Genomic DNA, 14,156 nt, shown 5'->3' on the forward strand with positions numbered 1-14,156 from the left:
GCGACGCTTGGGGCGCGCGCGGGCGCCGGCGACTCAGGCGTCGCGAAACAAGCCGGGGATATTGGCCTCATACCAAGCCCTGATGTCGGCCAGCGCCGGATGGCGGAGGCTCTTCTTGAGATAGGATTCAACGCGCGGAAGATGCGCGAGATATTGCGGCTTGCCGTCGCGCTGATCCAGCCGCGCGAAAATCCCGAGGATCTTCGTCGCGCGCTGCGCCGCGAGGATCGCGTAGGCCTTGGCGAAACCGGCCATGTCGAACCCGGGATCGGCCTCGCGACGCAGTTTGGCGTAAGAGGCGAGGAGCTTCAACTCCAAATCGTCCGGCACGTCGACGCGGGCGTCCTGCCCGAGGGAGGCGACGTCATAGGCGGGATGGCCGAGCACACAGTCCTGGAAATCGAGGATGCCGATCCGCGCCGCGCCCTTGCGCTGGGCAAGCCACAGAAGATTCGGCGAGTGAAAATCCCTCAGCGTCCACGTCGGCGCGGCGCTCACGACATCGGTAAGCGTCTGGCGCCAAAGATTGAGGAAGATGGCCCGCGCGCCGGACGAGATGGCGGCCTTCAGACGCGGAAGATACCAGTCGACGAGCAGTTCCGCTTCGATCAGCAGCGCGTCGAGATCATAGGGCGGGATCTGGTAATCGCCGTCGCCTTCGATCGCGATCACATCCGGGAGGCGCTGCGCGTGAAGACGAGCGAGCGCTCCCGCGGCCTCGAGGTAGCGCTCGGCGATGGGGCCGCTTTTGTCGACGACGCTCTCGCCGCCAAGATCCTCGATGATGAGCAGGCCGGCGGCGGCATCCTTGGCGTAGACGTCAGGCGCCGAGAGCCCCAGGCCGCGCAGCCCTTGCGACAATGCGACGAAGGGGACGACGTTTTCGGCGAGTCGCGCGATGGCGCTGTAGGACTTGCCGTAGCGGATCGGCGGTCCGTCCGGCCGCGCCGGCGAGATCATCAGTATGGCGCGCTGTCCATTTCGCTTTTCGAGCCGCTCATAGGCGCGCGAGGAGGCGTCGCCCTGCAGGAACTGGCGTTTGGCGCCGGCCCAACCCGACGCGCGCAGGAGTTCGCGCATCGCCTTGAACGAGGCGAGCCGCGACACGAAGCCGCCATAGCCCGAAATGGTGAGCCGACGCGCCTCGCGATTGTCGCCGTCGACAAAGCTCAGCCGCACTTCAAGGCGATCGGGCGAAAGCGCATCGCGCGCGCGTTCGGCCCATTCGACGAGCACGATCGAATCCTCGGTCGCCTCGTCCCAGCCCAATCCCTCAAGTTCCTCAGTGTTTTCCAGTCGATAGAAATCGGCGTGCACGACGCGCCGGCCGGCGCCTTCGTAAACCTGCATCAGCGTGAAGGTCGGGCTCGGCGCCTCGAGCCGCGGGTCTTCGACCAGCGCGCGAATCAGCGCTCGCGCGAAAGTGGTCTTGCCGGCGCCGAGGTCGCCCGAGAGCATGACGGCGTCGCCGCTGCGAACGAGCGTCGAAAATTCTTGCGCGAGTTCGGTCGTCTCGGCTTCGCTCGCGACGTCGAGGCGCCAGACCGTCTTTGGCGCGGACTCGTCGCTCATAAGGCCCCTCCGGCGCTCGCCGCAAGAAGATCCTGTTCCTGCGCGGCATGCGCGGGGAAGATGCAGGTTACGGTCGTGCCTTCGCCGGGCGCAGAATCGATCAAGACCTTGCCGCCATGGAGCTCCATGAAGGCGCGCACGATCGAGAGGCCGAGCCCCACGCCGCGATGGCGAGAGCCGGCGGTGTGCGACTCGAAGCGATCGAAGACGCGCTCCAGAATCTCAGGCGAAATGCCGCGCCCGCGGTCGGTGACCTTGAACACGATGTCGCTGTCGCGTCGCAAAACGGCGAGCGTCACCGTTTGGCCAGGACGCGAAAAGCCGATGGCGTTGGAGAGGAGATTGAACAGGATCTGACGCACCCGCTTGGCGTCGCCGCGGAACGATCCGACGTCGTCCATCGCGACGATCTGCACGTCGATCGAATTTTCGGCGAGCCGGTCCTGCACGCCTTCGATCGCTGCGCGCATCGTCGCCTGAACGTCAACGTCGGAAATCTCCAGCTCCATCGCGTCTTCGTCGATGGTGGCGAGATCGAGAATGTCGTCGACGATCGCAAGCAGCGCCGCCGAGGACTTGCTCACATAACCAAGATATTCGCGCTGGCGCGCATTGAGGGCGCCGGTCGACTCCTCGCCGAGGAGATGCACAAAACCGTTGATGTTGTTGAGCGGCGAGCGCAATTCATAGCTGACGTGATGAATGAAGTCGTTGCGCAGCTTCTCGGCGGCGAGCAGCGCCTTGTTGCGGTCCGTCAGCGCACGCTCGACATTCACGTCGGCTGAAACGTCGACGAAAGTGAGGAGCGCGGCGCCGTCGAGGAGCGGTTGCGCCGCGCAGTCCAGAACCACGCCGTCATTACGCTCGATGCGCCGGGTGAAGCCTTCGCGCATTTCGTTGAGGCCGGTGACGAAGCCCTGCAGCGCCTCCCACGTCTCCTCCTTGGGGTGCAGCGCGCGGCATCTGGCGGCGAGCGCGTCGAAGCGCGGCCTCTGCGCGAGTTCCTCGGCGTCGAGCCGCCACAGACGGGCGAAGGCCGGATTGCTGAACTTCAGGCGACCGTCGGAGCCGAAGACCGCAACGCCTTCGTGGAGCGTCTCCAGCGTTTCGCTCTGCATGCGGGCGAGCGCGTTGAAGCGGGTTTCGAGGTCATAGGCCTTGGTGGCGTCGTCATAAAGATAGGTGACGCCGCCCTTGGGGTTCGGATGCGCGACGACGTCGATGATGCGCCCGTCGGGCAGATGCCATGTATGACGTACGGGCTCTGGCGAACGATAGGCTTCGAACAGCCGCTCCTTCCACGCCCTGTAATCCGATTCGACCGGCACGCGCTGCTCGGCGCGCAGGCGATCGAGGATTTGCCCGTCCGTCGGCCGCTGTTCGAGGAACTTCGGATCGAGCTGCCACAGCTTGGCGTAAGCGTCGTTGCTATAGATGAGGCGGCGCGCGCGATCGAAGCTTGCGACCGCGGTCGGCAGCTGATCGAGCGTGCGCACATGCGACTGCATCTGCAGTTCGAGATCCGCCCGCACCGTCTCGACTTCGTGACGATCGATCGCGATCGCCGCCGCGGCGCTCGATGCGGAAGCCTGGGTGACGTCGAGCAGATGGCGCTCTCCGGCGACGACCGCGTTGACGCGCTCGCGCCAGACGCAGTTCCTGGCGCGCGCCTGCTCGGCGGCGCTGCGCGCCGACTGATCGAGCAGCTCCAATTTGCGCGCGACGGCGTCCTCCGGGTTCTTGGCTTCGACCGCCTGCGCGTAAGCCTCGTTGACGAAGACGAGTTCGCCGGCGTCATTGCGAATCCAGAATGGCGCCGGCAGCGCCTGCAGCATCGCCCGCAGACCGGCGAGTTCGGATTGCGCTCCCGCGTGGCGCTCGCGAAGGCCGATCAGCTCCAGCCGGTCGCCGGAGACTTCGCGAATGCGCAGCACGACGCTGCCGCCAACCGCGCGGCCGTCCGCGTCGAAGTGCCGTCCGGCGACGCCGGCGAGCGCCAGACGGAAGCTTTCGCCCGTGCGCCGCAGACGATCGACCGCGCTTTCAAGCCCCTCGGCGTCCTTGGGCGCGAGCCAGGCGCCGAAATCCAGCAGGCGGCGCGGCGCGACGGCCGCGCCCGTCATGACGAGAGAAGAGGAATGGATGTCGGGTTCGGCGTCGGGAGCCTTCCAGGAGACGAAGATCTGCGGCTCGGCGGCGAGGAAGATTTTCGCCTGATCGAGCCTGGCGCGAGCGTCGTCGAAGTCGCCGCTCAGACTGGCTTCGCGGCGCCGCCACGCCGCGCGTTCGCGCACATGCGTGATGGCGATCGATGCGGCGAAAATCGCCAGCCCGCCGCTGAACGCAAAACTGACGATTTGCGGATCGATCGGCAGGTCCTCTAGCAAGCCCGCCGCGCGCGCGGGCGTCGCCTCGAGCCACAACAGCAGGGAGCCGAAGGAAAAGCCGGCGAATGAAGGAGCGCCAGATAGGTGGATCGCGCGCCGCCGTCCTATCATTGCGAGGACGACTCCGCTTGCGAGCGATCGGATTGGCGCGTCACGAGAACCGGTCTCCACGGTCAATTGCGGGTGCTCATCACAACAACGCCGTAAGCGGTTCATGCAGAATGCAATAGCCTGCGGGCAAGCAAGTCCAGGCGGACGGACTCCGGCGGCAGTAAGACGAGGGCTGCGTCGGCCGCCCGTCGCGCCGCAGACGAATCAACCCCAATCTAAAGCGCAAAAGCCCAAAACGGAATCGCGTTTCGGCGAGGAATCGGACGGCCTGAAGAAAGACGGCCCCGCTCCCGGTAGGGAGCGAGGCCGCGCGTCGGTAAACCGCTGAACCTGGTTCAGTAGCGGTAATGTTCCGGCTTGAAGGGGCCATTCTTCGGCAGGTTCAGATATTTGGCCTGCTCGTCGGTCATCTGGGTCAGCTTGACGCCGATCTTGTCGAGATGCAGCGAGGCGACCTTCTCGTCGAGGTGCTTGGGCAGCGTGTAGACGCCGACCGCATACTGGCCCTGCTTGGTCCACAACTCGATCTGCGCCAGCGTCTGGTTCGTGAACGACGCCGACATCACGAAAGAGGGATGGCCCGTCGCGCAGCCGAGATTCACGAGGCGCCCTTCCGCGAGCAGGAGGATGCGCTTGCCGTCCTGGAACTCGATCTCATCGACCTGCGGCTTCACATTGTGCCATTTGAGATTGCGCAGGCCGGCGACCTGAATCTCGGAGTCGAAGTGGCCGATGTTGCAGACGATGGCGCGGTCCTTCATCGCGCGCATATGGTCGATCGTGATCACGTCGACATTGCCGGTCGCCGTGCAGAAGATGTCGGCGCGCTTCGCCGCGTCTTCCATCGTCGTCACCTCATAGCCTTCCATCGCCGCCTGCAGCGCGCAGATCGGGTCGATTTCGGTGACGATGACGCGGCAGCCGGCGTTGCGCAGCGAGGCCGCCGAGCCCTTGCCGACGTCGCCATAGCCGGCGATGCAGGCGACCTTGCCGGCCATCATCACGTCGGTGGCGCGACGGATGCCGTCGACGAGCGACTCGCGGCAGCCATAGAGATTGTCGAATTTCGACTTCGTGACCGAGTCGTTGACGTTGATCGCCGGCCAGAGGAGCTTGCCCTCCTTGTGCATCACGTAAAGGCGATGCACGCCGGTCGTGGTCTCCTCGGTGACGCCTTTGATCGCGTCGGCGTTGCGCTTGTAAAAGCCCGGATTGGCCTTCAGGCGCTTTTTGATCGAGGCGTAGAGAACCTCTTCCTCTTCATTAGAGGCGGTCTCGAGAAAGGCCGTGTCGCCCTGCTCGGCGCGCAGTCCGAGATGAATGAGCAGCGTCGCGTCGCCGCCGTCGTCGAGGATCATGTTCGGGCAGCCGCCGTCGCCCCATTCGAAGATCTTGTGAGTGTAGTCCCAGTAGTCTTCGAGGCTCTCGCCCTTTTTGGCGAAGACCGGCGTGCCGGTCGCGGCGATGGCGGCGGCGGCGTGGTCCTGCGTCGAATAGATGTTGCAGGAGGCCCAGCGCACGTCGGCGCCGAGCGCCTTTAAGGTCTCGATCAGCACCGCCGTCTGGATGGTCATATGCAGCGAGCCGGCGACGCGCGCGCCCTTGAGCGGCTGCGCCGGGCCGAATTCGGCGCGGGTCGCCATCAGGCCCGGCATTTCCGTCTCGGCGATGGCGATCTCCTTGCGGCCCCATTCGGCGAGCGAAAGATCGGTGACGGCGAAATCGTTAAAGTGATGTGCTGTCATGCGAAATCCTCTTTGTGTTCCTGCGCGGCTCGGTGGATTCTACGAATGCGCCTCAATCGCAGCCCGGGTGTCATTCCCGGCGCGCCAAGCGCGATCGGGAATCCAGAGCAAGCCCTTCGGCGACGCCTCGAAGTCCGCCTCTCGGTCAAACCCCTCGGTTTTGTTCCCCAGGCGTGCGCGCGCCAAGCGATCGCGAATCCCGAGCGAGACCAGTATTCCTGGAGCGGCTCTGGATTCCCGGTCGGGCCTGCGGCCTGCCGGGAATGACCCACCAGGACGGCTCGCCGAATTCGCGCCGCCGGCACAGGCCAGCGGCTCGCGAGAGCCTATATCAGGGGTCGCCGAGAAAGGCAATAAAGATATAAAGATTTCTTTATGTCAAAGTCGCAGTCTGGCCGCCGGGGGAGATCTCCTCGGTGATCACCCTGAAGCTCGCGAGCGTGCACGGGCCAAATGAGGTTACCATCGCGACGTCCGTCGCATCGCGTCCGCGCGCAATCAGGATGCGTCCAATTCGCGGCATGTTGTGGCGGGCGTCGAAGGTGTGCCAGCGGCCGCCGAGATAGACTTCGAACCAGGCGCTGAAATCCATCGGCGAAGGATCGGGCGGCACGCCGATGTCCCCCAGATAGCCGGTGCAGTAACGCGCCGGAATATTCATGCAGCGGCACAAGGCGACGGCGAGATGGGCGAAGTCGCGGCAAACGCCGCGCCGATCCATATTGGCGTCCCACGCTGTTCTTGTGGGGCTCGCATGTTCATAGTCGAACGCGATGCGATCGTGGACATAGTCGCAGATCGCCTGCGCCAGCGGCCACCCCTTCGGAACCTGACCGAATAGCGACCATGCTATATCCGATAGGCGATCGGTCTCGCAGTAACGGCTGCCGAGCAGATAGATCAGAACCTCCACCGGCAGGTCTTCGAGCGCATGCTGTTCGGCCTCGAGGGCGATCGGATCCGGTTTCCCGTCGTCCTGAACAAGAAAGTCCGAGGACATTGTGAGCCGGCCCGCAGGCGCGCGGATCACATGGCAGAAATTGCCGAAACTGTCGCGGTACGTGTTAGCGGGGATGGACGGATCAAGTCGCATGCGATCCGCGGTCAGCACATCAGCGAGTCGCGACGGATGGACGCTCAGCGTCAGGATCATGGGCGTCGGCTGCGGGCAGTCATAGGAAATTTCGTAGCCGGCGCGAATCTTCATCGGGAAAGCCTCCTCGGCCAGTGCAAGCGGAGCCGTCGCAATCGTCGCGCGCGGGCGTTACCCCCACGTGGTCGGACGCCATACCGATCCACGTTCCTTCAAGCGGAATTGCTTCCCTTTCGCGCGGACGCGGCGTCATGCGGCGTTCGCCGACTGCGACAGGCTTCTTGTAATGGTAAGTGGTGACGCGCCGGACGGTGAGAAGCGGTCCCGCGCTGATCCAAGTTGCGGATAGTGCGAGTCCGATCGAAGGCAATTTCCGCGCCAGGAACAGGAGTCGTTCTCGCTGTGCGCCGCCGCCGATCCAATGAAAGAGAACGCCAATGAATGGAATGCCGCGCCGCCTGCTGGCGGTCGACGAGCCGGCGCCGATCACGGTGCACAATGAACACGGCCTGTCGCCGTTTCTGATCGTGGTCGATCACGCGGGCAATTCCATCCCGCGCGCGCTCGACAGGCTCGGCGTTCCGGAAGTCGAATTGGCGCGCCACATCGCCTGGGACATCGGCATAGCGGCGGTTTCGCGCTTCGTGGCGGACGCGCTCGACGCCACTTTGGTGCAACAAAACTATTCGCGCCTGGTCATCGACTGTAACCGCGCGCCGGCGTCGGAAACGTCAATCCCGGAGATCAGCGAGTTTACGCCGATACCGGGAAACGTCGGCTTGAGCGACGCTCGGAAGGATGCGCGGCTGCGCGAGATTTTCCAGCCCTATCATGATCGGATCAGCGCCGAGCTCGATCGGCGGAGGAAGGAAGGCCGGCCGGCGGCGTTGGTCGCGATGCATAGCTTTACCCCTGTCTTCATGGGCGTAGCGCGGCCCTGGCATGCTGGCGTGCTGTACAATCGCGACGCCCGTTTCGCCGATCTGCTGATCGCGTCGCTCAGACGCGAAGCAGGGCTCATCGTCGGCGACAATGAGCCCTATAGCGTGAGCGACGAGTCGGATTACACCATTCCCGTTCATGGCGAGCGACGCGGGCTGCTTCACGTCGAAGTCGAGATCCGCCAGGACCTGATCGCCGGCGAGAGCGGACAGCGCGCTTGGGGCGCGCTTCTCGCCCGTTTGCTGCCGCAGGCGTATCAAGAGCTGACGTCGTCGTCTCAGGAGACAGGAATGGCGACGCCTTGAGGCAGGTCGCTGCGCCGCCTGGATCCAACGAGTGCCGGTCGCGCCGTCTGGATTCCTTCATGCAAAGCCCTTCGACCTCAACGAGGTCGCAAGACGCTCGGCGCCATCCGGCTCAGGGTGCGGTCGCGAAAAACGAAATGATGGATCAATGCGGACCCCGCATGGATCATGGCGAGGATGATAAGCCCGTTCGCTAGAGCTTCGTGAATTTCCTTCATGTCGTGCGCGAAGCTTTTGTCCTTGGTCCACGGCGACGCGACTTCGACGATCCCGAGCAAGGAGAGCGCGTCGCCATGCGCGAACTGCGTCGCGACGCCGAAGGCGATCACCGCGGCGAGCAGCGCATATAGCGAAAAATGAACGATCCTGGCGGCGATATCGCCCACACCTCCGAGTGGCGTCGGTTCCGGAGTCGGCGGCGGATCGAAGAAACGCCACCCGACACGAACGATCAATAGAATGGCGATCAACTCTCCCGCCGAAACATGGATGAATTCTCCAAGATGACGGGCGTTTCCCCGAGGCAGGTCTTCGCCCACGGTCCCCAGAATCCAAGCGACGGCCACGAGAAGCACGGAAAGCCAATGAACCAGTTGCGCCGTTGCGCCATAGCCTCGCTGAGAGTTGCGCCATTGCATTTGGGGGCCTCCTCTATTGTTCCGCAGACCTCTATTACGCGATTTGGTCCTCACCTCGGCAAATTTGAGTCGAGCGTCGATAATCGATCGGCTCGGCTATGCGCTCACTCGTGAGTGTCAGTCGCTGCCGTCATCGTGACCGCGACGAAGAGACCACGTCCGTTTCGGCTCAATGCGCCGGCAGGATACGGATCCTTGTCGTCGTGTCCGGCTTCGGCCGGATCTCGGGATGAACCGAGGTGATGACAACGTCGTAGGTCGCAGCGCCGCTCGGTTCCGGGCTAACCGAAATCTGCGTTACGCTTCCCGCAAACGGATGGTCCAAATCCGCGTCCAGTCCTACCGACACCGCGTCGCCCGAGTGCAGCGCGTCAGCCAGCCGCGAACCGACAGTGACGGCAATTTTTACCCTGCGGGGATCGGCGGCGACGCGAAACAAGGGTTCCGTCCGACTTGCGCCGACCGCTTCGCCAACCGCCACGTTGCGGGCGACGATCGTCCCGGCGATCGGCGAAACAACGGATGTGCGCTCGAGATTGCTCTTTGCGAGAGCGAGCGCCGCTTGGGCCGAAGCGACGTGAGCTTCCGCGGCGGCGACTTCCGCCCGGGCTCGCTCAAATGCTTTCTGCGAAAGCTGAAGCGTGCTGCGTGCGATCGCCCTGCGCTTCAAGAGGCTCTGATGTCGCTCGTAAATCGCTTGCGCGCGCGCGCGTTGGCGCCTGGCCTTCTCAAGCCTCTCATTTGCGAGACTCAGACTCGCTTCGCTGCGTTCGACGACGAGCCGGTAAGGGCGCGCGTCGATTTGCGCGCAAATTTGCCCGCCCTTCACGATAGATCCGACATCGCAGGACACGGCGTCTATGAGGCCGGAAACAACGGCGCCGATCGCCGTCGAGTCGACTGTGATGCGCGCTGTCACCGGCTCGCTCCACGCGTTCTCGGGCGCCAGCGCGCCACCTTGCAGGCGAGCATAGTGACGCCAGCCCCAGTAGGCGCCGCTCGCAGCGAAGGCGATTACGATGAGGGCGCCTGCGAGCATTCGCCAGCGCCGTGCGCCATCGGAGGCGCGATCGAGCGCTCGCTCGAACGCCGTTGCGCCACGTTTGTCATGGGCATTCAGTCTTTCGTCATTCGACGGCTGAGACTCAAGATCGAGTTGCGCGGCGGCGTCCTCATAGATGTCCTCTTCCTGCGCATTATGAATGTGCACGAGGGACTCGATCGACTCGATGATGCGTTGCGCGTCGCGAACGAGATAAGGCTCGGCGTCGCTCGGCCGTAGCCCCTCCGACAGACGGCCGAGGAGCCTCGCCTGATGCAAGATCTCGCGGTGCGCGCGACTCATGGCGCTCAACGCATGGCCGTTTTTCAGGTACCTCAATACGCGCGGATAGATCGTCGCCTCGTCCTGGCGTTCGTGCCGAGCGACCACTGTTTCGATAATCCGATTAGCCTCCTGGATGTAGTCTGCCGCCTCGGCCCCTTGTGCGTCATCCAGCGCATCGGCGATCTGACGCATCCGTTCAAGGCTTGGCGCCAATTTTTCGTGCTCCTCGCGAAGTATGGCGGCAGCGGCCTCGGACATCGGCGGACGGCCGAGAGCGTTCGGCGGCGCGAGCGCGCGCAGCGCGTTTAGAATGACGGCGACGTCGATCGCCTCCTGTAAGAGCGCCCCGGCGACCGGCGTCACATAGCCGAAAGCGGCTGCGATCATCGTTACGCCAGAGAGCGCCATCCCCACGACGATGCTCTGCATGGCGATAGCGCGGGTGCGCCGGGCGATCGCCACCACCTCGGCGACGCGATCGAGGCGATCAATGAGAATGACGGCGTCCGCCGCCTCCGAAGAAGCGCTCGCGCCGCGCGCGCCCATCGCCAAGCCGACATCGGCCGCGGCGAGGGCCGGCGCGTCGTTGATGCCATCGCCGACCATCAGGGTTGACGCGAGCCGCCGTTCTGTGGCGACCGCGTCAACCTTGTCGGAAGGAACGCGTTCGGCGAGCACCGCGTCGAGATCGAGGGCCGCGCCGATCGTTTCGGCGGGTTCCGCGCGATCGCCGGTCACCATGACGATTCTCGATACGCCGGCCCGGCGCAACGCCTGGATCGCGCGTGGCGTCTCCCTGCGCAACTCGTCGGCGAACAGCAAAACGGCGATCACGCGCCCGTCGACGGCCACGAACACCGTCAGCGCCGAACGCCAGGACGCGCGGCGCGCAGCCCGACGCGCCCATTCCTGCAGTCGTCCTTCGCCATGGACGAACTCAAGAGAGCCGACGCCGATCTTGCGTCCCTCTAGAACGCCCTCCAATCCGGATCCCAGGACCTCGCGAACGTCCCGAGGGGCTTCCAGCGAAAGGCCCTTGCCGCGCGCCGTGGAGACGATCGTCGCCCCTAGAACATGATGCGAGGCTTGTTCGATAGAAGCGGCGAGCCGCAGCGCCTCGTCGGGCGCGACGCCGGGAGCCGTCTCGATGGCGACGAGCCGCGCGCCGCCGACGGTCAGCGTCCCGGTCTTGTCGAACATCACGGTGTGGATGCGCGCGAGCGCCTCGAGCGGTCCGCTGCCCTTTACAAGGACGCCTCGGCGCGCGGCTTGCGAGGCGCCTCCGATGAAAGCCGCCGGCGCAGCAAGGATAAGAGGGCATGGCGTCGCCGCAACGAGCACCGCAAGCGCGCGGACGGCGTCGCCTGACAGCCACCAGGCCGTTCCGGCAATACAAAGCGTGACAGGCAGAAGCAGCAACGCGTAACGATCCGCCATGCGTATAAAGGTGGCCTTGGCGGTCTGCGCCGCGGTCACCATGCGGACAATGCCGGCATAGGCGCTATCGCCGGCCGTGGCGACGGCGCGCATTTCGAATGTGTCGCCGACGTTGATCGTGCCGCTGCTGACGGCCTGCCCCGCTTGACGCGCGACGGGAATCGGCTCGCCTGTCAGCATTGATTCATCGATCAGAGCGCTGGGGCTGGCGACGTGACCGTCGATCGGAACGACCTCGCCGGCGCGCACCAGGACGATGTTCCCCACGTCGATCTGATCGATCGGCACGTCTTCGAGCGCGTCTCCTTGCTTGCGGTGCGCGACACGGGGCGCGCGATCGATGAGCGCCTTCAAATCTCGTTCTGCGCGACCGACAGCAAAATCTTCCAGCGCCTGGCCGCCGGCATACATGACGGCGACGATCGCCCCCGCCAATGTTTGGCCGAGCGCAAGAGCGCCCGTCATCGACAGGAGCGCCAGCACGTCGACGCCCGCTCGGCCGGCGCGCAGGTCGCGAATAATCGCGAACGCGAGAGCCGCGATGACGGGCGCAGTTGCGGCAATCCATGCCCAGCGCGCAAGCTCCGCACGTCCGGCGAACATGGCGACAAGGCCAATCACGAGCCCGCTGAGCGCGAAGACGATCAGCGCGCGCGCGATGGTTCGATCGTTGATCTGAATCCCTTTCCCCATCCGCTTCGCTGATCCGGGCTTTAACATGCGAACACAACAACATCGACGACGGCGTGTCGAACTTTGCCGCGCTCGTTGGCCGCGACCGTCAAGCGTATAATTGCTCAGCCGCAGCAATGCTCCCTGAGTAGGGTGCGACACCGCGCGGTCCCGCGCCGGCGGCGCGAGACATCAGTTGGACGCAAATTGGCGACAAGCGGTCCGGCTACGCCTCCCCTGGTCTGGCTCTCTCGCGCCCCTTGATCTGTTCGGATTTGCAACGCGGCCCCCGCCCCGCTAGCTTCGCGCCCCATGCTGTCAGCCCTGAAAAACTTCATCAGCGAACTCACTGGCGAGGCCGAACGGCCCAAGGCCTTTGACGCCGCGGATTATCAGCTCGCCGCCGCCGCGCTTCTCGTCCATATCGCCTCGGTCGACGGCGACTTCGACGACGCTGAAAAGACTCGCATTCGCCAGCTCGTCGAGGCGCGCTTCGGCCTTGCCGGCGACGAGGCGGCGGAACTCATCGACTCGGCGCAGGAGAGCGAACGCGACGCCGTCGACCTCTATCGCTTCACCAGCGTGTTGAAGCGCCGGCTCGACGATGACGGACGCCGCCAGATCGTCGGCATGCTCTGGGACATGGCGCATGCGGACGGCGCGGTCCACGAATTCGAGGAGAATGTCGTCTGGCGCGTCGCCGAATTGCTCGGCGTCTCGACCCGCGACCGCGTCGAGCTGCGCCGCGAGGTCCGCGACGCCGCCGCCGCTCCGCCAAGCGGCCCGAGCGGGCCCTGGTCGCAGGACAAGGACAGCGGCCAGTGACGCGCCCTGTCGCGGTCATCACCGGCGCATCGGAGGGAATCGGCGCGGAGCTTGCCCGCGTGTTCGCCGCAAGGGGCCATGAGCTGGCGCTCGTCGCCCGCCGCGGCGAGCGCCTCGAAGCGCTCGCCGACGACATCGCCGCTGCCGGCGCGATCCGCCCGCTGCCGATCGAGCTCGATCTTACCGAGCAAGGAGCCGCGGACGCTTTGTCGGAACGCCTCGCGGAGGCTGGCGCCGCGCCGCGCTACCTCGTCAACAACGCGGGATTCGGCCTGATGGGCCGCGCCATCGAGCTCGACGCCGACGAGCAACTCGCGATCGTCGATCTCAACATGCGCGCCCTCACGGCGCTGACCCTCCGCTTCCTGCCAACGATCGTCGCGGAGAAGGGCGGCGTGCTCAACGTCGCTTCGGTCGCGGCCTTCATGCCGGGGCCCGGTTTCGCCGTCTATTACGCCTCAAAGGCCTATGTGCGCTCGTTCAGCGAAGCGCTGTCGCAGGAGCTGAAGCCTTCGGGCGTCAAGGTCGCCTGCCTCTGTCCGGGTCCGGTGCTGACCGGCTTTCAGGCGCGCGCCGGTTTCGATCTTTCCGGCTTCATGGGAGCGATCAAGCCGGCGATGCTGCCGGCGTCCGAAGTTGCGCGCCAAGGCTATGAGGGGCTGATGGCCGGCAAGCGCGTCATCGTGCCGGGCATCGCCAACCGCATGTTCGTCTGGGGCTCGGCGGTGACGCCGCGCGCGCTGCTGCTGCCGCTGCTCGCCACCGCGCAAAAGCGTCGCTAAAGCAAAAAAGCGAGCCTCGCGGCTCGCTTTCGTTTCTTCGCGCGTCGGAAGGCTTATTCCTCGACGGATTTCGGCTTCAGCACCTGACGACCGCGATACATGCCCGACTTGAGGTCGACGTGATGCGGCCGGCGCAGCTCGCCCGAGTCCTTGTCCTCAATGTAGGTCGGCGCCTTTAAGGCGTCGGCGGAGCGACGGAAGCCCCGCTTCATCGGCGAGGTTTTTCTCTTTGGAACGGCCATTTTCTTCTCTCCGACGCGTCCCGCCGGCGTCTGAGCGCGCGGGACGAAAATTCAAGGATGGGCGCGAATACACCAAAT

At 64.9% G+C, this 14,156-nt stretch carries 10 protein-coding genes and 1 pseudogene; 3 read left to right on the top strand and 8 right to left on the bottom strand.

What is annotated here, in order from left to right:
* Positions 1 to 33: 33 nt before the first annotated feature.
* The 4 genes from tsaE to AC0X69_RS08145 form a co-directional block, all read right to left on the bottom strand.
* Positions 34 to 1,572, bottom strand: coding sequence for a tRNA (adenosine(37)-N6)-threonylcarbamoyltransferase complex ATPase subunit type 1 TsaE (tsaE, locus tag AC0X69_RS08130; RefSeq protein WP_482612960.1), 1,539 nt, complete (start codon positions 1,570 to 1,572; stop codon positions 34 to 36).
* The gene (locus tag AC0X69_RS08135) at positions 1,569 to 4,070 is read right to left on the bottom strand and encodes a sensor histidine kinase (RefSeq protein ID WP_482612961.1); all 2,502 of its coding nucleotides are present in this window, start codon (positions 4,068 to 4,070) and stop codon (positions 1,569 to 1,571) included. The genes tsaE and AC0X69_RS08135 overlap by 4 nt, the downstream gene beginning before the upstream one ends.
* A gap of 335 nt (positions 4,071 to 4,405) precedes the next feature.
* A complete protein-coding gene (gene ahcY / locus AC0X69_RS08140; protein ID WP_482612962.1) occupies positions 4,406 to 5,815 on the bottom strand; it encodes an adenosylhomocysteinase in 1,410 nt (469 codons plus the stop codon).
* A 373-nt stretch (positions 5,816 to 6,188) separates the two neighbouring features.
* The gene (locus tag AC0X69_RS08145) at positions 6,189 to 7,022 is read right to left on the bottom strand and encodes a transglutaminase-like domain-containing protein (RefSeq protein WP_482612963.1); all 834 of its coding nucleotides are present in this window, start codon (positions 7,020 to 7,022) and stop codon (positions 6,189 to 6,191) included.
* Positions 7,023 to 7,345: 323 nt separating this feature from the next.
* Here AC0X69_RS08145 and AC0X69_RS08150 point away from each other — a divergent pair, with 323 nt between their 5' ends.
* Positions 7,346 to 8,155, top strand: a complete 810-nt coding sequence (locus tag AC0X69_RS08150; RefSeq protein WP_482612964.1) for an N-formylglutamate amidohydrolase — start codon at positions 7,346 to 7,348, stop codon at positions 8,153 to 8,155.
* Between the two features lie 77 nt (positions 8,156 to 8,232).
* Here the strand turns inward: AC0X69_RS08150 and AC0X69_RS08155 are convergent, their stop codons facing one another.
* The 3 genes and pseudogenes from AC0X69_RS08155 to AC0X69_RS08165 form a co-directional block, all read right to left on the bottom strand.
* Entirely contained in the window at positions 8,233 to 8,793 is a 561-nt protein-coding gene (locus AC0X69_RS08155) for a cytochrome b (RefSeq protein WP_482612965.1), read from the bottom strand.
* Positions 8,794 to 8,962: 169 nt separating this feature from the next.
* Positions 8,963 to 9,832 (bottom strand): efflux RND transporter periplasmic adaptor subunit, encoded by an 870-nt coding sequence (locus AC0X69_RS08160; protein ID WP_482613328.1) that lies wholly within the window; start codon positions 9,830 to 9,832, stop codon positions 8,963 to 8,965.
* Positions 9,833 to 9,949: 117 nt separating this feature from the next.
* Positions 9,950 to 12,232 (bottom strand): annotated as a pseudogene (locus tag AC0X69_RS08165) (heavy metal translocating P-type ATPase); the annotation flags it as partial.
* A gap of 309 nt (positions 12,233 to 12,541) precedes the next feature.
* Between AC0X69_RS08165 and AC0X69_RS08170 the strand changes: the two are divergent.
* Both AC0X69_RS08170 and AC0X69_RS08175 read left to right on the top strand, forming a co-directional pair.
* Positions 12,542 to 13,054 carry a tellurite resistance TerB family protein gene (locus AC0X69_RS08170; RefSeq protein ID WP_482612966.1) on the top strand — a complete coding sequence of 171 codons (513 nt, stop codon included), beginning with the start codon at positions 12,542 to 12,544 and terminating at the stop codon, positions 13,052 to 13,054.
* A complete protein-coding gene (locus tag AC0X69_RS08175) occupies positions 13,051 to 13,836 on the top strand; it encodes an SDR family NAD(P)-dependent oxidoreductase (protein ID WP_482612967.1) in 786 nt (261 codons plus the stop codon). Before AC0X69_RS08170 ends, AC0X69_RS08175 begins: the two co-directional genes overlap by 4 nt.
* A 53-nt stretch (positions 13,837 to 13,889) precedes the next feature.
* Here the strand turns inward: AC0X69_RS08175 and rpmF are convergent, their stop codons facing one another.
* Positions 13,890 to 14,078 (bottom strand): 50S ribosomal protein L32, encoded by a 189-nt coding sequence (rpmF, locus tag AC0X69_RS08180; protein ID WP_014891260.1) that lies wholly within the window; start codon positions 14,076 to 14,078, stop codon positions 13,890 to 13,892.
* Between the last annotated feature and the right edge of the window lie 78 nt (positions 14,079 to 14,156).

Source organism: Methylocystis sp. Uni0008 (assembly GCF_056838045.1).